The organism is Enterobacter sp. MGH 24 (genome assembly GCF_000493015.1).
Taxonomy (GTDB): Bacteria; Pseudomonadota; Gammaproteobacteria; order Enterobacterales; family Enterobacteriaceae; genus Enterobacter.
In genome coordinates, this window is sequence record NZ_KI535657.1 from 335,670 (window position 1) to 353,109 (window position 17,440).

Genomic DNA, 17,440 nt, shown 5'->3' on the forward strand with positions numbered 1-17,440 from the left:
ACAACTACATCTAGTATTCCTTTTAGCAAGACACACACAACCTGACGCGATAACTCGCGCCGCACTCTCATTTTAAATGGAAATACGAATCATGAGCATTATTATTTACACTCGTAACGATTGTGTTCAGTGCCACGCGACCAAACGGGCGATGGAAAGCCGTGGCGTGGCGTTTGAGATGGTGAATATCGACCAGGTCCCCGAGGCCGCCGATATCCTGCGCAAGCAGGGTTTTCGTCAGCTTCCGGTGGTGGTCGCCGGGGAGACAAGCTGGTCTGGCTTCCGCCCGGACATGATTAACCGCCTGAGCGCGCAGGCCACCCGGGCATGAGTGGGCTGGTTTTCTTCTCCAGCAGCTCGGAAAACACGCTCCGCTTTATTGAGCGCGTCGGGCTGCCTGCGGTGCGCATTCCGTTGAACGAGCGGGAGCGGATCCGGGTAGAGGAACCGTACATTCTGGTGGTGCCCAGCTATGGCGGAGGCGGCACGGCGGGCGCGGTGCCTCGCCAGGTGATTCGCTTTCTCAACGATCCTCATAACCGCGGGCTAATCCGAGGCGTGATCGCGGCGGGGAATCGTAATTTCGGCGATGCCTTTGGCCGCGCCGGAGATGTCATCTCTCAAAAATGCGGCGTGCCGTATCTCTATCGCTTTGAGCTGATGGGGACGCAGCAGGACGTCGAAAACGTGCGTAAAGGAGTGAACGAATTTTGGCAACGACAACCGCAGAACGGGTAATGCAGGCGACGCCGGATTACCACGCATTAAACGCCATGCTTAACCTCTATGACCGCGAGGGACGCATTCAGTTTGATAAAGACCGTGAGGCGGTGGACGCCTTTTTTGCTGCCCACGTGCGGCCCAACAGCGTGACCTTCGCGAGCCAGAATGAGCGTCTCGACTATCTGGTTAACGAGGGCTACTACGAGGAGCGCGTTCTGGCCCGCTACGATCGCCTCTTCGTGGTAAGACTGTTTGAGCGCGCGCACGCCAGCGGTTTTCGTTTCCAGACGTTTCTCGGCGCGTGGAAGTACTACACCAGCTACACCCTGAAAACCTTTGACGGTAAACGCTACTTAGAGAGCTTTGAGGATCGTACCGTGATGGTGGCGCTGACGCTGGCCCAGGGCGATGAAGCGCTGGCGGAGCAGCTCACCGATGAGATCCTCGCCGGACGCTTCCAGCCCGCCACGCCGACCTTCCTCAACTGCGGCAAAGCCCAGCGCGGCGAGCTGGTCTCCTGCTTCCTGCTGCGTATTGAAGACAATATGGAGTCGATTGGCCGCGCGGTGAACTCTGCGCTGCAGCTTTCCAAACGCGGCGGCGGCGTGGCGTTTCTGCTCTCTAACCTGCGTGAAGCGGGCGCGCCGATCAAGCGCATCGAAAACCAGTCCTCCGGCGTGATCCCGGTGATGAAGATGCTGGAAGATGCGTTCTCCTATGCCAACCAGCTTGGCGCGCGCCAGGGCGCGGGGGCAGTTTACCTGCATGCGCACCACCCGGATATTCTGCGTTTTCTCGATACCAAGCGCGAAAACGCCGATGAAAAAATCCGCATCAAAACCCTGTCGCTCGGCGTAGTGATCCCGGATATCACCTTTAAGCTTGCCAAAGAGAATGCCGAGATGGCGCTCTTCTCGCCGTATGACATCGAGCGAATTTACGGCAAAGCCTTTGGCGACGTGGCCATCAGCGAGCTGTACGACGAACTGGTGGCCGACAATCGTATTCGCAAAAAGACCATCAACGCCCGCGATTTCTTCCAGACGCTTGCCGAAATTCAGTTTGAGTCCGGCTATCCGTACATCATGTACGAGGACACGGTGAACCGCGCGAACCCGATTGCCGGGCGCATCAACATGAGCAACCTGTGCTCGGAGATTTTGCAGGTCAACAGCGCGTCAGCCTACGACGAGAACCTGGACTACGCGGAGATCGGCAAGGATATCTCCTGTAACCTCGGGTCGCTGAATATTGCCCACACCATGGATTCCCCTGACTTTGGCCGCACGGTGGAGACCGCCATTCGCGGGCTGACGGCGGTGTCGGACATGAGCCACATCCGCAGCGTGCCGTCCATTGAGGCGGGCAACGCCGCGTCGCACGCCATCGGCCTGGGGCAGATGAACCTGCACGGCTATCTGGCTCGGGAAGGCATCGCCTACGGCAGCCCGGAAGGGCTGGATTTCACCAACCTCTATTTCTACACCATTACCTGGCACGCGCTGCACACCTCGATGATGCTGGCGCGCGAGCGCAGCCAGCGGTTCGCGGGCTTTGAGCACTCCCGCTACGCCAGCGGGGAATATTTCAGCCAGTATCTCGAAGGCGACTGGCAGCCGAAAACGGCGCGAGTACGTGAGCTGTTTGCCCGCGCCGGGATCGTTCTGCCCACGCGCGAGATGTGGCAGCAGCTGCGTGACGAGGTGATGCGCTACGGCATTTATAACCAGAACCTGCAGGCGGTGCCGCCAACCGGATCGATTTCCTACATCAACCATGCCACGTCGAGCATTCATCCCATCGTGTCGAAAATTGAAATTCGTAAGGAAGGCAAAACCGGGCGCGTTTACTACCCCGCCCCGTTTATGACCAATGAGAACCTGGCGCTGTATCAGGACGCGTATGAGATCGGCCCGGAAAAAATCATCGATACCTACGCGGAGGCGACAAAACATGTGGATCAGGGGCTGTCGCTGACGCTCTTCTTCCCGGATACCGCCACCACGCGGGATATCAACAGGGCGCAAATCTATGCCTGGAAGAAAGGCATCAAAACGCTGTACTACATTCGCCTGCGCCAGCTTGCGCTGGAAGGCACCGAAATCGAAGGCTGCGTGTCCTGCGCGCTGTAAGGAGAAAGGATGAAACTGTCACGCGTGAGTGCCGTTAACTGGAACAAAATCCAGGACGATAAAGACCTGGAGGTGTGGAACCGCCTGACCAGCAACTTCTGGCTGCCGGAAAAGGTCCCGCTCTCCAACGATATTCCGGCCTGGCAAACGCTCGGCCACGCCGAGCAGCAGCTGACGATCCGTGTCTTTACCGGCCTGACGCTGCTGGACACCATTCAGAATACCGTCGGTGCACCGGCGCTGATGAGCGACGCGCTAACGCCGCATGAAGAGGCGGTGATGTCGAACATCAGCTTTATGGAGGCGGTGCATGCCCGCTCCTACAGCTCGATTTTCTCCACCCTGTGCCAGACCAAAGACGTGGACGCGGCCTACGCCTGGAGCGAAGAGAGCGAGTCACTCCAGAGAAAGGCGGAGCTGGTGCTGGAATATTACCGCGCAGACGAACCGCTGAAGAAGAAGATCGCCAGCGTGTTCCTGGAATCCTTCCTCTTCTATTCCGGCTTCTGGCTGCCCATGTACTGGTCGAGCCGGGGCAAGCTCACCAACACCGCCGATTTGATTCGGCTCATCATTCGTGATGAAGCGGTGCACGGGTATTACATTGGCTATAAGTATCAGAAAGGGCTGGAGAAAGTCAGCGAGGCGAAGCGCGAGGAGCTTAAAGGCTTTGCGCTCGATTTGCTGATGGATCTGTACGACAACGAGCTGAGCTATACCGAGGAACTCTACGCCGGCACCGGCTGGGAGGACGACGTGAAGGCCTTCCTCTGCTACAACGCCAACAAGGCGCTGATGAACCTGGGCTACGACGCGCTGTTCCCGCCGGAGATGGCGGAGGTGAACCCGGCGATTCTGGCCGCGCTGTCGCCCAATGCCGACGAAAACCACGATTTCTTCTCGGGATCTGGCTCATCGTACGTGATGGGCAAAGCGGTGGAAACCGAGGATGAAGACTGGGATTTTTGATGAACGCTAACGTTCGTTAATTTAATATGAACCCAACAATTCTCTCTCTAATATTTACAAAACAACTACACTGTAATTCCCATGTCATATTCGCCTGAATTATTCCGATTCAGGCGAAATTTCCCTATGCAGCAGCAAAAAATTGAGAAAAATTCAAACCGCCCTCAGCCCTTTATTCATGGGAAATTCAGCCGTTTCGCTTGCGTTAAAATTCCCCCCTCAGCCCGACTCAGGGTTGTCTCAGATTCTCAGTATGTTAGGGTTATGCCCGTTAACAATTTACCATGGTAATCATATCGGCATAAACAAATAACAGGACACTCTCTATTGCATGGCAATTAAATTAGAAGTGAAAAATCTTTATAAAGTATTTGGCGAGCATCCGCAGCGCGCATTCAAATATATTGAGAAAGGCCTTACGAAAGAGCAAATTCTGGAAAAAACCGGGCTATCGCTTGGCGTTAAAGACGCCAGTCTGGCCATTGAAGAAGGCGAGATTTTTGTCATCATGGGATTATCCGGCTCGGGTAAATCCACTATGGTTCGCCTTCTCAATCGCCTGATTGAACCCACCCGCGGACAGGTGCTGATTGACGGCGTGGATATCGCCAGAATATCAGACGCTGAGCTTCGCGAGGTGCGCAGAAAGAAGATCGCAATGGTGTTCCAGTCATTCGCGCTGATGCCGCACATGACGGTGTTGGATAATACCGCTTTCGGGATGGAATTAGCCGGTACGCCCGCTCAGGAACGTCAGGAAAAAGCCCTTGATGCACTGCGTCAGGTCGGGCTGGAAAATTATGCGCATGCGTACCCGGATGAACTTTCCGGCGGTATGCGCCAGCGCGTGGGATTAGCCCGTGCATTAGCCATTAATCCAGACATATTATTAATGGATGAAGCCTTCTCCGCCCTCGATCCGTTAATTCGCACCGAGATGCAGGATGAACTGGTAAAATTACAGGCTAAACATCAGCGAACGATTGTCTTTATTTCCCACGATCTGGATGAAGCCATGCGTATTGGCGACCGTATTGCCATTATGCAAAACGGTGAAGTGGTACAGGTCGGCACGCCGGATGAAATTCTCAATAATCCGGCGAATGATTATGTCCGCACCTTCTTCCGCGGCGTGGATATTAGTCAGGTCTTTAGCGCTAAAGATATTGCCCGTCGAGCGCCAAACGGCATTATCCGTAAAACGCCAGGCTTCGGCCCGCGCTCAGCGCTGAAGCTGCTGCAGGACGAAGACCGTGAATACGGTTATCTGGTTGAACGCGGCAATAAATTTGTTGGCATTGTCTCCATCGACTCCCTGAAAACGGCTCTCACTGAGAACCAGGGAATCGATGCGGCGTTAATTGACGCTCCGCTTGCCGTGGATGCCGAAACGCCGCTCAGCGAGCTGCTCTCTCACGTGGGCCAGGCGCCGTGCGCCGTGCCGGTCGTGGGTGAGGAACAACAGTACGTCGGCATCATCTCAAAACGGATGCTGCTGCAGGCTTTAGATCGCGAGGGGGCAAACAATGACCGATCAATCTAACCCGTGGGGCGCCACTGAGGCAGCGGACAGCGCTGCGCAATCCGCCGACGCGTGGGGTTCCACGCCAGCGCCGACCGATGGCGGCGGCGCGGCAGACTGGCTGAACAGCGCACCCGCGCCTGCGCCAGAACACTTCAACATCATGGATCCGTTCCACAAAACGCTGATCCCGCTGGACAGCTGGGTCACAGAGGGGATCGACTGGGTGGTCACGCACTTCCGTCCGGTCTTCCAGGGGATCCGCGTCCCGGTGGATTACATCCTGAACGGCTTCCAGCAGCTGATGCTGGGCATGCCGGCACCGGTCGCCATTATCCTGTTCTCCCTGATCGCCTGGCAGTTTGGTAGCGCGGGGATGGGGATCGCCACGCTGATCTCGCTGATTGCCATCGGCGCGATTGGGGCCTGGTCGCAGGCGATGATCACCCTGGCGCTGGTGCTGACCGCCCTGCTCTTTTGCATTGTCATCGGCTTACCAATGGGGATTTGGCTGGCGCGCAGCCCGCGGGCGGCGAAGATTATTCGTCCCCTGCTGGATGCGATGCAGACCACCCCGGCGTTCGTCTATCTGGTGCCTATCGTGATGCTGTTCGGCATCGGCAACGTGCCGGGCGTGGTGGTGACCATTATCTTCGCTCTGCCGCCGATTATTCGTCTGACCATTCTGGGGATCAACCAGGTGCCTGCGGACCTGATCGAAGCGTCACGCTCGTTCGGTGCCAGCCCGCGACAGATGCTGTTTAAAGTTCAGCTCCCGCTGGCGATGCCGACCATCATGGCGGGCGTTAACCAGACGCTGATGCTGGCCCTGTCGATGGTGGTAATCGCCTCAATGATCGCCGTGGGCGGTCTGGGCCAGATGGTGCTGCGCGGCATTGGCCGTCTCGACATGGGGCTGGCCACCGTCGGCGGCGTGGGCATCGTGATCCTCGCCATTATTCTTGACCGCCTGACCCAGGCCGTCGGTCGTGATTCACGCAGTCGCGGCAACCGTCGCTGGTATACCACCGGCCCTGTCGGGTTACTCACCCGCCCTTTCACGAAGTCAAAATAAGGAACAACGATGCGACATAACGTACTTTTTGCCACAGCGTTTGCCACCCTTGTCTCCACCAGCACGTTTGCGGCTGAGCTGCCTGGCAAAGGCATTACCGTACAGCCGGTGCAGAGCACCATTTCGGAAGAGAGCTTCCAGACCCTGATCGTCAGCCGCGCGCTGGAGAAGCTGGGCTATACGGTCAATACGCCGAGCGAAGTGGATTACAACGTGGGCTATACCTCGATTGCCTCCGGTGACGCCACCTTTACCGCGGTGAACTGGCAGCCGCTGCATGACGATATGTATGCCGCCGCCGGTGGTGACAAGAAGTTCTATCGCGAGGGTACCTTCGTGACGGGTGCGGCGCAGGGTTATCTGATCGACAAGAAAACCGCCGATAAGTATCACATCACCAACATTGAACAGCTGAAGGATCCGAAGATCGCCAAGCTGTTTGACACCAACGGTGACGGCAAGGCTGACATGATGGGCTGCTCGCCGGGCTGGGGCTGTGAAGCGGTGATTAACCACCAGAACAAAGCGTTCGATCTGGCGAAAACGGTCGACGTGAGCCACGGCAACTATTCCGCGATGATGGCCGACACCATTGCCCGCTTCAAAGAGGGTAAACCGGTGATCTACTACACATGGACGCCGTACTGGGTGAGCGACGTGCTGAAGCCGGGTAAAGACGTCGTGTGGCTGCAGGTGCCGTTCTCCTCCCTGCCGGGCGAGCAGAAAGATATCGACACCAAACTGCCGAACGGCATGAACTACGGCTTCCCGGTGAACACCATGCATATCGTGGCCAACAAAGCCTGGGCGGAGAAAAACCCGGCGGCGGCGAAGCTGTTCTCGGTGATGAAGCTGCCGCTGGCGGACATCAATGCCCAGAACGCGATGATGCATGCGGGCAAATCGTCTGAAGCGGATGTGAAAGGCCACGTGGACGGCTGGATCAAAGCCCACCAGCAGCAGTTTGACGGCTGGGTGAAAGAGGCGCTTGCGGCGCAGAAGTAAAACATTTTCCCTCACCCTAACCCTCTCCCAGAGGGAGAGGGGACGATGACCTCCCTCTCCCCTTGGGAGAGGGCCGGGGTGAGGGGATCAAACCGCACAATCCCCCTAAACCGCACAATACATCACCCAACAATCCCCCAACTTTCACAATCATTCGCTATTATGGTTTCCGGAAAAATAATCACTCAACTAACGATTCCTGAAACTAATGACAAAAACACCTCAAGGGCTTAGCCCCGCGCTCATCCTTTTAATGTCCGTGGCAACGGGTCTGGCAGTCGCCAGCAACTATTACGCGCAGCCTCTTCTCGACACCATCGCCCGCGCGTTCAATCTCTCCGCCAGCTCCGCAGGCTTTATCGTTACCGCAGCACAGCTGGGCTATGCCGCCGGGCTACTGTTCCTGGTGCCGCTCGGCGATATGTTTGAACGCCGAATGCTGATCGTCTCCATGACCCTGCTGGCCGCCGGTGGGATGCTGATCACCGCCAGCAGCCAGTCGCTGACGATGATGATCGTCGGTACCGCGCTCACGGGGCTGTTCTCCGTGGTGGCGCAAATCCTGGTCCCGCTCGCCGCGACCCTCGCCTCCCCGGAAAAACGCGGCAAGGTGGTGGGCACTATCATGAGCGGCCTGCTGTTGGGGATTTTGCTGGCGCGTACCGTTGCCGGGCTGCTGGCAAGCCTCGGCGGCTGGCGCACCGTATACTGGGTGGCGAGCGTGCTGATGGTCGTCATGGCGCTGGCGCTGTGGCGAGGGCTGCCAAAGGTTAAGCAGGAAAACCACCTGAACTATCCGCAGCTGCTGGCCTCCGTTTTTAGTCTGTTCACCCAGGATAAGCTTCTGCGCACCCGCGCCCTGCTGGGCTGCTTCACCTTCGCCAACTTCAGCATTCTTTGGACGTCGATGGCGTTTCTGCTGGCCGCCCCGCCGTTCAATTATTCCGAAGGGGTGATTGGCCTGTTCGGCCTGGCCGGTGCCGCAGGCGCACTCGGCGCGCGTCCCGCAGGCGGGCTGGCCGACAAGGGCAAATCCCACCTGACCACCTCCGCAGGGCTGGTTTTGCTTCTGCTCTCCTGGGCGGCGATCTGGTACGGACATCTCTCGGTGCTGGCGCTGATCGTCGGCATCCTGGTACTCGATCTCACCGTGCAGGGCGTTCACATCACCAATCAGACCGTCATCTATCGCGTGAAGCCTGAGGCGCGTAACCGCCTGACGGCCGGATACATGACCAGCTACTTCATCGGCGGCGCTGCGGGTTCACTTATTTCAGCGTCGGCGTGGCAGCATGCAGGCTGGTCGGGGGTATGCGCGATCGGGGCCATCGTCGCCACCCTTAACCTGCTAGTATGGTGGCGCGGCTACCATCGTCAGGATGCAATTCACTAAGTTTTACATTGCGTTGGCCTCTTAGGGTGTTAAGAGGCCCTTCACTCTGTTAATGTAAACGTAATCATTTATCCCAGAAATTTTAATGTGGGTGACATATTTACAATCGGCATGAATAGTTCAGACCCCCGTCCTCACATCCTCTCTTCAGCGGGTTTACCCCCTACGCTTTCTGTGCTCACCGGGTCACGGACTTACCCGGCGCTTTCTGATGGTGACATAAGTTTGGCGGATATAACCGCACAAATAATTCATTTACATTATTTGTCACTATCGTTACTATATCGGCTGTAATTAATGAGGTTATGCCCAAATGGATAGTTCGTTTACGCCCATTGAACAAATGCTTAAATTCCGCGCCAGTCGCCATGAGGACTTCCCGTACCAGGAAATCCTGCTGACTCGCCTGTGCATGCACATGCAGGGTAAGCTACTGGAAAACCGTAATAAAATGCTGAAAGCTCAAGGGATTAACGAGACGTTGTTTATGGCGTTGATCACGCTGGAGTCTCAGGAAAATCACAGCATTCAGCCTTCCGAACTGAGCTGCGCACTGGGCTCCTCCCGTACCAATGCGACCCGTATTGCCGATGAACTCGAAAAGCGCGGCTGGATTGAGCGCCGTGAAAGCGACAACGATCGCCGCTGCCTGCATCTGCAACTGACCGACAAAGGTCACCAGTTCCTGCGCGAGGTGCTGCCACCACAGCACAACTGCCTGCACAAACTCTGGTCTGTCCTCAGCACCGCCGAGCGCGACCAGCTTGAGCACATCACTCGCAAGCTGCTCACCCGTCTGGACCAGATGGATGAAGACGGCGCCGTTCTTGAGGCGCTGCGCTAACGCGACGACACGCTCACCATTCCAGATTTATAAGAAAACCGACAGGCCAGCACGTCACACTGCTGGCCTTTCTGACAACAGGTCGGCTCAGCCGATGTGAAAATAAGAAGATCGTGGAGAACAACAATGAGCGCAAATGCGGAGAGCACTACCCCGCAGCAACCGGGCAACAAGAAAGGCAAACGTAAGAGCGCCCTTCTTCTGTTGACCTTGCTCTTTATCATTATTGCCGTGGCATATGGGATCTATTGGTTTTTAGTACTGCGTCATGCTGAAGAGACTGACGACGCGTACGTGGCAGGAAACCAGGTACAAATTATGGCGCAGGTGTCGGGCAGCGTGACGAAAGTCTGGGCTGACAATACCGACTTTGTGCAAAAAGGCGATGTGTTGGTGACCCTCGATCCAACCGACGCCCAGCAGGCGTTTGAAAAAGCACAGACCGCGCTGGCCTCCAGCGTTCGTCAGACCCGCCAGCTGATGATCAACAGCAAACAGCTGCAGGCTAACATCGACGTGCAGAAAACGGCGCTGGCGCAGGCGCAGAGCGACCTGAACCGCCGCGTTCCGCTTGGCACGGCCAACCTGATTGGCCGTGAAGAGCTGCAGCACGCCCGCGACGCCGTTGCCAGCGCTCAGGCCCAGCTGGATGTAGCCATTCAACAGTACAACGCCAACCAGGCGATGGTGCTGGGCACCAGCCTGGAAAACCAGCCCGCCGTACAGCAGGCGGCGACCGAAGTGCGCAACGCGTGGCTTGCCCTGCAGCGTACCAAAATCGTCAGCCCGATGACCGGCTACGTCTCCCGTCGTTCCGTCCAGCCAGGGGCGCAGATTAGCCCAACCACGCCGCTGATGGCAGTCGTGCCGGCAGACAATCTGTGGGTAGACGCCAACTTTAAAGAGACGCAGCTTGCCCATATGCGTATCGGCCAGACCGCGACGGTTGTCAGCGACATCTACGGCGATGACGTGAAGTACACCGGTAAAGTGGTTGGCCTGGATATGGGAACCGGCAGCGCCTTCTCCCTGTTGCCTGCGCAAAACGCCACCGGTAACTGGATCAAAGTGGTACAGCGTCTGCCTGTGCGTATTGAGCTGGATGCCAAACAGCTGGCGGATCACCCGCTGCGTATCGGCCTGTCAACGCTGGTGACGGTCGACACCGCCAACCGCGACGGTCAGATCCTGGCAAGCCAGGTGCGCAACAGCCCGGCTTATGAAAGTAACGCCCGTGAAATTAGCCTCGATCCGGTCAACAAGCTGATCGATGACATCGTGAAGGCAAACGCCGGTTAATCCGAAGGTGAGCGTTATGCAACAGCAAAAGCCGCAAAAACCGCTGGAAGGCGCGCAGCTGGTCATTATGACCATCGCGCTGTCGCTGGCGACATTCATGCAGGTGCTGGACTCCACCATCGCGAACGTGGCGATCCCGACCATCGCCGGTAACCTTGGCTCGTCGCTGAGCCAGGGGACCTGGGTCATTACCTCGTTTGGGGTGGCAAATGCCATCTCCATTCCGATTACCGGCTGGCTGGCAAAGCGCGTCGGTGAAGTGAAGCTGTTCCTCTGGTCAACGGTATTGTTCGTTCTTGCCTCCTGGGCGTGCGGCATGTCCAGCAGCCTGACGATGCTGATCTTCTTCCGCGTTATTCAGGGGATTGTCGCCGGGCCGCTGATCCCGCTGTCGCAGAGCTTGCTGCTGAACAACTACCCGCCCGCCAAGCGCTCGATTGCGCTAGCGCTGTGGTCAATGACCGTGATTGTCGCGCCGATTTGCGGGCCTATCTTAGGCGGCTATATCAGCGACAACTATCACTGGGGCTGGATCTTCTTTATCAACGTACCGATTGGCGCCGTCGTGGTAATGCTGACGCTCCAGACGCTGCGCGGCAGAGAAACCCGGACGGAACAGCGGCGTATCGACGCCATTGGTCTGGCACTGCTGGTTGTCGGCATCGGTAGCCTGCAGGTCATGCTCGACCAGGGCAAAGAGCTGGACTGGTTCAACTCCCGGGAGATCATCATCCTGACGATTGTCGCGGTGGTGTCGTTGAGCTTCCTGATTGTCTGGGAGCTGACGGACGACAATCCGATAGTCGACCTGTCGCTGTTTAAGTCGCGAAACTTCACCATCGGCTGTTTGTGTATCAGCCTCGCCTACATGCTCTACTTCGGCGCGATCGTTCTGCTGCCGCAGCTGTTGCAGGAGGTATATGGCTATACCGCAACCTGGGCAGGGCTGGCTTCTGCGCCAGTCGGATTGATTCCGGTTCTGCTGTCGCCGATTATTGGCCGCTTCGCCCACAAGCTCGACATGCGCAGGCTGGTGACGTTCAGCTTTATCATGTACGCCGTGTGCTTCTACTGGCGCGCGTATACGTTCGAACCGGGAATGGACTTTGGCGCGTCCGCGTGGCCGCAGTTTATTCAGGGCTTTGCCGTGGCGTGCTTCTTTATGCCACTGACCACCATCACGCTTTCCGGTTTACCGCCCGAGCGCATGGCGGCGGCATCGAGCCTGTCGAACTTTACGCGAACGCTGGCGGGCTCGATTGGTACATCGATCACCACGACCCTGTGGACGAACCGTGAATCGATGCACCATGCGCAGCTGACCGAAGCGGTGAACCCGTTCAACCCGAACTCTCAGCAGATGTACAACCAGCTGCAGGGAATGGGCATGACGGAGCAGCAGGCGTCAGGGTGGATTGCCCAGCAGATCACCAACCAGGGGCTGATTATCTCGGCCAACGAGATTTTCTGGATATCGGCAGGGATCTTTATCGTCCTGCTGGGGCTGGTGTGGTTTGCTAAACCCCCGTTTGGTGCCGGTAGCGGCGGCGGTGGGGCGCACTAGTCCTGTGACAGTTGCCCGGTGGCGCTGCGCTTAACGGGCCTACGAACGTAGGCCGGATAAGGCGTAGCCGCCATCCGGCAAAAAAACGCACCGTGTCCAGAACGCGACAGCGATTGTCAGTTTCGATAAAGCAGCGCGCCTGAAATCGATTCACGATAGTGAAAAGACAACAGGAGCGCATCATGCTGAACACACCCGCCGACAAGTACCAACCCTATCCCACGCTTTCCCTGCCCGACCGCCGCTGGCCGGAGCAACGCATCACCCGCGCGCCGCGCTGGCTCTCAACCGACCTGCGCGACGGCAACCAGGCCCTTGCCGAGCCGATGGACAGCACCCGCAAGCTGCAGTTCTGGGACCTGCTGCTGGGCTGCGGATTCAAAGAGATCGAGGTCGCTTTTCCCTCCGCCTCGCAGACGGACTTCAACTTTGTTCGTCAGCTGATTGAAGAAAACCGCATCCCGGATGACGTCACGATTCAGGTGTTAACCCAGGCGCGGGAAGATCTCATTCATCGCACTTTCGAATCCCTGCGCGGTGCGAAACAGGCCACCGTCCATCTCTACAACGCCACCGCCCCGCTGTTCCGCCGCCTGGTGTTCGGCATGGAGAAAGCGCAGGTCGTCGAGCTGGCGACGCGATCCACGCGGCTTATTCGTCAGCTGTGTGAAGAGAACCCGGACACCCGCTGGCAGTATGAGTATTCCCCGGAAACCTTCTGCTTTACCGAACCGGAATTTGCGCTGGAGATTTGTGAAGCCGTGGCGGAGATCTGGCAGCCATGCGACAAACGGCCCATGGTGATCAACTTACCGGCCACCGTCGAAGTGAGCACGCCGAACGTCTATGCCGACCAGATCGAGTATTTCTGTCGCCACTTCAGCCGCCGCCGGGACGTCTGCATCAGCGTACACCCGCATAATGACCGCGGTACCGGCGTCGCCAGCGCCGAGCTGGCCGTGATGGCGGGCGCAGACCGCGTGGAGGGTTGCCTGTTTGGCAACGGGGAACGCACGGGCAACGTCTGCCTGGTGACGCTGGCAATGAATCTCTACAGCCAGGGCGTCAGCCCTAATCTGGACTTTAGCGATATGAACCGGGTGGTGGAAGTGGTGGAAGCCTGCAACCAGCTGCCGGTGCATCCGCGCCATCCTTGGGCGGGTCGGCTGGCCTATACCGCCTTCTCCGGCTCGCACCAGGACGCGATCAAAAAAGGCTTTGATGCCCGCAGGCCTGGCGAGCGCTGGGAGATGCCCTACCTGCCCGTCGATCCGCAGGATATCGGCTGCACCTACGAAGCGGTGATCCGCGTGAACAGCCAGTCAGGGAAAAGCGGCAGCGCGTGGCTCATCGAACAGAATCATGGTCTGAAATTACCCCGCGCCCTGCAGCAGGATTTCAGCCAGCACGTGCAGCAGGAAACCGATCGCCACGGAAAAGAGATGACGCAGAATGCGCTGTGGCACCTGTTCCGCACCCGCTACGGCCTGGTGGCAACGCCGCCGTTTGCGCTGCAATCCTACCGCAGCGACAGCCAGCAGGACGGCCAGCTGCGTTTGACGGCCAGCGTCGTCACAAAGGGAGGAACGCGCCAGCTGGAAGGTCAGGGTAACGGTCTGCTCTCCGCCGCCGCTCAGGGCTTAAGCCGCTGGGTCAACGCCCCGTTCGTGATTAAGGACTACCACGAGCACACGTTAGGCGAACGCAGCGACAGCCGCTCGGTGGCCTACATCCGCTGCCTGTTCCAGGACGGCAGCAGCCGCTGGGGCGTGGGCATTGACAGCGACGTGGCGCGCGCGTCGCTTCAGGCGCTCCTAAACGCCGTCAGTCGTTCTTAAAGTAATCGCTGGGGGAGACGCCCATCACCCGGCGGAACATTGCCGTAAAGGCGCTGTGGCTGCCGTAACCCAGATCCAGCGCCACGCGCAATACGGGCTGGCCCTGCGCCAGCCGCACTAAGGCTTCCAGCAGGCGCGCCCTTCTCAACCACTCGCCGTAGCTTAATCCCGTCTGCTGCTGAAAATGGCGGTTCAGGGTGCGCTCGCTCATGTTCATCAGGCTCGCGGCCTGCGCGCCGCTCCAGCTTTCCCCCGCGTTTTGCCGGATTTGCAGACACAGGTGACGTAATGCCTCACTTTCCGGCTCGGGCAGATGAAACGGCAGCACCGGCATAGTGCGGATTTCATCGAGAATGAGCTCATAGACGCGCTCATCCCGGCTGCCGGGTGCGTACGATTCAGGTAAAGCAAGGGAGACGAGGATCAGCTCGCGCAGCAGCGGCGCGATTTGCACGATCTGGCAGGTTGCGGGGAGATCGGCCCGCGCCAGCGGATCGATGAACAGCGTTCGCGCTGCGACGTTGCCGGTGATACGAAGCGAGTGGCGGGTCCCCGCCGGCAGCCAGACGCCGCGACCCGGAGGAACAACCCAGCAGCCCGATGCGGTATCCACCCGTACCACACCACTCAGGGTGTGCAACAGCTGCGCGCAGTCGTGCTGATGCCACGGCTCACTGTCGCCATGAACGTAATCATGGGCAAACGGAACGAGGGGACGATGGGTAAAGCAGAAGGTTGCGGTTGTGGTCATGGGATTAAACCACCCTCACCCTACCCTCTCCCTGAGGGAGAGGGAAAAGGTGCACTAGATGTGCAGTTCCTGCAGTTTTTCTTTTGGCAGGGCCAGCTCTTCGTTGCTGTTCACGCGAACATCACGCTCGATGATGTGACGCGCGATTTCCTGCGCTTCTTCCAGAGAGTGCATCTGATAAGTACCGCACTGGTAAACGTTCAGCTCAGGGATCTGGTTCTGCTCTTTCACCTTCAGCACGTCTTCCATCGCCGCTTTCCACGCATCTGCGACGCGTTTCTCGTCAGGCACACCAATCAGGCTCATGTAGAACCCGGTACGGCAGCCCATCGGAGAGATATCGATGATCTCAACGCCGTTGCCGTTCAGATGGTCACGCATGAAACCGGCGAACAGGTGCTCCAGGGTATGAATGCCTTTCTCTGGCATCACTTCTTTATTTGGCACGCAGAAACGCAGATCGAAGACGGTGATCGTGTCGCCGTGCGGGGTGTACATGGTCTTCGCCACGCGTACTGCAGGTGCTTCCATACGGGTATGGTCGACAGTAAAGCTATCTAATAACGGCATACGTCACCTCCGATAGTGATTTTTTTTAAAATAAACTGAACTCTTCTACAGAATGCGCGTCTGAGTATATGAAAGACGCGCATTTGTTATCATCATCCCTGAATTCAGAGATGTATATTTTGGCCACAGCGATGTGGCCTTTTTCTTTTCTGCTTAAGCCTGCTTCGCCAGAAACGCTTCAAACGACTCGGTATCCGCCGCTTCAACCTCTTTCTGACGCACAACGGACGCATCGCGTTCCGCTACAAAATCCGCTTCGCTCAGCACTTCTAACGGCTCCTGCATCAGCATCTCACGGTACTCCGCTGAGAGTGAACGCCCCGTGCCACCAATGCCCTGATCGATCATAGAACGCAGAATACGCGCTGAGAACGTCAGTTCCGGATTATCAAAACATTCCACCAGCTGGTCGCAAATCTGTTGATACGCGTCGCCGCCGTCGATGCTGTCCATTGTGCGGGCAACACGCTTCAGATCGCGGAACAGATCTTTGCCGACTTTGGTCAGCGGGAACTGTGCCGTTTCGCAGCCGATACCCAGCGTCAGACCCGGTTTACGCCCTTCCAGAATCACGCGGTTCCAGTTTGTACGGGTACAGAGCAGCTCGTCTGAACTCATTTCTGGCGCATCCGCCAGCACGCACCAGACCATAAACAGATCCAGGAAGCGAATCTGCTGTTCATCAACGCCAATCGGTGAGAACGGGTTGATATCCAGCGAGCGTACTTCAATGTATTCAATCCCGCCGCGCTGAAGCGCATCCGACGGGGTTTCACCGCTGCGCGTTACGCGCTTAGGACGAATAGGCGCATACAGCTCGTTTTCAATCTGCAGCACATTGCTGTTGATTTGCAGGCGCTTGCCGTCTTTTTCGAGGCCGATTTTCTCGTACTCTTCCGACGGAGTTTTGATCGCCCGCTTCAATCCTGCCACATATTCGTGCAATTCGTTAAACGTAATACCGAGATTGCTTTGCGATTTATTGGTATAACCGAGATCGCTCAGGCGCAGAGAGGTGGCGTACGGGAGATAGTACATTCCGCACTCGGTCTTCTCGAACGGCAGCGTGGTCGGTTTCCCCTGCAGGAACGAAGAACAGATCGCCGGGGAGGCACCAAACAGATACGGGATCACCCAGCCGAAACGGTAATAGTTGCGGATCAGGCGGAAATAGCCTTCAGATATCGCGTCTTTATCCGTTTCACCGCATTTCGCCTGCCAGAACGCCATTGGCAGCGAGAAGTTGTAATGCACGCCCGAGATCGTCTGCATCAACGCGCCGTAGCGGTTTTTCAGCCCTTCTCGATAGAGCGTTTTCAGCCGACCGATATTTGACGTGCCGTACTGCGCCAGCTCAATCTCCTGGCCCTGCTCGATATAGCACGGCATGCTGAGGGGCCACATACGTTCGTCGCCCATGTTGCGCGCGGTGTAGCGATGGATATCGCGCATGATCGTCAGCATATGATCAATATCACCCTCTACTGGCGTAATGAACTCCAGCAGTGCTTCAGCGAAATCGGTTGTGATCCATTTATGTGTCAGCGCCGAGCCTAACGCCTTCGGGTGACCCGTCGTCGCTAAGCTACCGTCCGCGTTAACGCGCAGCGTTTCACGCTCAAGACCACGCTGAATACCCTTCAATGCCTGAGGGTGGTTTTCCAGCCAGGCCAGCGCCTGAGATACGTCCGGGATCAAATTGACCTCCCGCCTGTCAAAGTAATGTTACTCAGCATAATTGTAATGGTTGACGAT

Annotated in this window: 15 protein-coding genes; 12 read left to right on the forward strand and 3 right to left on the reverse strand. The window is 57.5% G+C overall.

What is annotated here, in order from left to right; genetic code table 11:
* Positions 1–91: 91 nt before the first annotated feature.
* The 12 genes from nrdH to leuA all read left to right on the forward strand — a co-directional run bounded on the left by nrdH (position 92) and on the right by leuA (position 14,364).
* A complete protein-coding gene (nrdH, locus tag L370_RS20140; protein WP_023333167.1) occupies positions 92–331 on the forward strand; it encodes a glutaredoxin-like protein NrdH in 240 nt (79 codons plus the stop codon).
* Complete coding sequence (nrdI, locus tag L370_RS20135) at positions 328–738, forward strand: class Ib ribonucleoside-diphosphate reductase assembly flavoprotein NrdI (protein WP_021241965.1); 411 nt, start codon at positions 328–330, stop codon at positions 736–738. The genes nrdH and nrdI overlap by 4 nt, the downstream gene beginning before the upstream one ends.
* Positions 711–2,855: a class 1b ribonucleoside-diphosphate reductase subunit alpha gene (nrdE, locus tag L370_RS20130; protein WP_032666506.1), complete on the forward strand. Its 2,145-nt coding sequence runs from the start codon at positions 711–713 to the stop codon at positions 2,853–2,855. The genes nrdI and nrdE overlap by 28 nt, the downstream gene beginning before the upstream one ends.
* 9 nt (positions 2,856–2,864) lie before the next feature.
* Entirely contained in the window at positions 2,865–3,824 is a 960-nt protein-coding gene (gene nrdF, locus L370_RS20125) for a class 1b ribonucleoside-diphosphate reductase subunit beta (RefSeq protein WP_023333169.1), read from the forward strand.
* Positions 3,825–4,155: 331 nt separating this feature from the next.
* A complete protein-coding gene (gene proV, locus L370_RS20120; RefSeq protein WP_023333170.1) occupies positions 4,156–5,367 on the forward strand; it encodes a glycine betaine/L-proline ABC transporter ATP-binding protein ProV in 1,212 nt (403 codons plus the stop codon).
* On the forward strand, positions 5,351–6,421 hold the full coding sequence (gene proW, locus L370_RS20115) for a glycine betaine/L-proline ABC transporter permease ProW (RefSeq protein WP_023333171.1): 1,071 nt from the start codon (positions 5,351–5,353) through the stop codon (positions 6,419–6,421). Before proV ends, proW begins: the two co-directional genes overlap by 17 nt.
* Before the next feature lie 9 nt (positions 6,422–6,430).
* Positions 6,431–7,426 carry a glycine betaine/L-proline ABC transporter substrate-binding protein ProX gene (gene proX / locus L370_RS20110; protein ID WP_023333172.1) on the forward strand — a complete coding sequence of 332 codons (996 nt, stop codon included), beginning with the start codon at positions 6,431–6,433 and terminating at the stop codon, positions 7,424–7,426.
* A 208-nt stretch (positions 7,427–7,634) separates the two neighbouring features.
* Positions 7,635–8,819, forward strand: a complete 1,185-nt coding sequence (locus tag L370_RS20105) for an MFS transporter (RefSeq protein ID WP_023333173.1) — start codon at positions 7,635–7,637, stop codon at positions 8,817–8,819.
* Between the two features lie 313 nt (positions 8,820–9,132).
* The gene (gene mprA / locus L370_RS20100; protein ID WP_023333174.1) at positions 9,133–9,663 is read left to right on the forward strand and encodes a transcriptional repressor MprA; all 531 of its coding nucleotides are present in this window, start codon (positions 9,133–9,135) and stop codon (positions 9,661–9,663) included.
* 126 nt (positions 9,664–9,789) lie between these two features.
* A complete protein-coding gene (gene emrA / locus L370_RS20095; protein WP_023333175.1) occupies positions 9,790–10,962 on the forward strand; it encodes a multidrug efflux MFS transporter periplasmic adaptor subunit EmrA in 1,173 nt (390 codons plus the stop codon).
* A gap of 16 nt (positions 10,963–10,978) precedes the next feature.
* On the forward strand, positions 10,979–12,526 hold the full coding sequence (emrB, locus tag L370_RS20090) for a multidrug efflux MFS transporter permease subunit EmrB (RefSeq protein ID WP_023333176.1): 1,548 nt from the start codon (positions 10,979–10,981) through the stop codon (positions 12,524–12,526).
* A gap of 182 nt (positions 12,527–12,708) precedes the next feature.
* On the forward strand, positions 12,709–14,364 hold the full coding sequence (leuA, locus tag L370_RS20085; RefSeq protein ID WP_023333177.1) for a 2-isopropylmalate synthase: 1,656 nt from the start codon (positions 12,709–12,711) through the stop codon (positions 14,362–14,364).
* Here the strand turns inward: leuA and L370_RS20080 are convergent.
* The 3 genes from L370_RS20080 to gshA form a co-directional block, all read right to left on the reverse strand.
* Positions 14,351–15,115 (reverse strand): AraC family transcriptional regulator, encoded by a 765-nt coding sequence (locus tag L370_RS20080; RefSeq protein WP_023333178.1) that lies wholly within the window; start codon positions 15,113–15,115, stop codon positions 14,351–14,353. The genes leuA and L370_RS20080 overlap by 14 nt on opposite strands.
* Before the next feature lie 54 nt (positions 15,116–15,169).
* On the reverse strand, positions 15,170–15,685 hold the full coding sequence (gene luxS, locus L370_RS20075) for an S-ribosylhomocysteine lyase (protein WP_023333179.1): 516 nt from the start codon (positions 15,683–15,685) through the stop codon (positions 15,170–15,172).
* 153 nt (positions 15,686–15,838) lie between these two features.
* Positions 15,839–17,383 (reverse strand): glutamate--cysteine ligase, encoded by a 1,545-nt coding sequence (gshA, locus tag L370_RS20070; RefSeq protein ID WP_023333180.1) that lies wholly within the window; start codon positions 17,381–17,383, stop codon positions 15,839–15,841.
* Positions 17,384–17,440: the final 57 nt, after the last annotated feature.

Coding starts and splice junctions, on each gene's coding strand:
- nrdF (WP_023333169.1), top strand. CDS start 2,865: ATGAAACTGTCACGCGTGAGTGCCGTTAACTGGAACAAAATCCAGGAC.
- L370_RS20105 (WP_023333173.1), top strand. CDS start 7,635: ATGACAAAAACACCTCAAGGGCTTAGCCCCGCGCTCATCCTTTTAATG.
- leuA (WP_023333177.1), top strand. CDS start 12,709: ATGCTGAACACACCCGCCGACAAGTACCAACCCTATCCCACGCTTTCC.
- nrdH (WP_023333167.1), top strand. CDS start 92: ATGAGCATTATTATTTACACTCGTAACGATTGTGTTCAGTGCCACGCG.
- emrA (WP_023333175.1), top strand. CDS start 9,790: ATGAGCGCAAATGCGGAGAGCACTACCCCGCAGCAACCGGGCAACAAG.
- mprA (WP_023333174.1), top strand. CDS start 9,133: ATGGATAGTTCGTTTACGCCCATTGAACAAATGCTTAAATTCCGCGCC.
- proW (WP_023333171.1), top strand. CDS start 5,351: ATGACCGATCAATCTAACCCGTGGGGCGCCACTGAGGCAGCGGACAGC.
- L370_RS20080 (WP_023333178.1), bottom strand. CDS start 15,115: ATGACCACAACCGCAACCTTCTGCTTTACCCATCGTCCCCTCGTTCCG.
- proV (WP_023333170.1), top strand. CDS start 4,156: ATGGCAATTAAATTAGAAGTGAAAAATCTTTATAAAGTATTTGGCGAG.
- luxS (WP_023333179.1), bottom strand. CDS start 15,685: ATGCCGTTATTAGATAGCTTTACTGTCGACCATACCCGTATGGAAGCA.
- emrB (WP_023333176.1), top strand. CDS start 10,979: ATGCAACAGCAAAAGCCGCAAAAACCGCTGGAAGGCGCGCAGCTGGTC.
- proX (WP_023333172.1), top strand. CDS start 6,431: ATGCGACATAACGTACTTTTTGCCACAGCGTTTGCCACCCTTGTCTCC.
- nrdI (WP_021241965.1), top strand. CDS start 328: ATGAGTGGGCTGGTTTTCTTCTCCAGCAGCTCGGAAAACACGCTCCGC.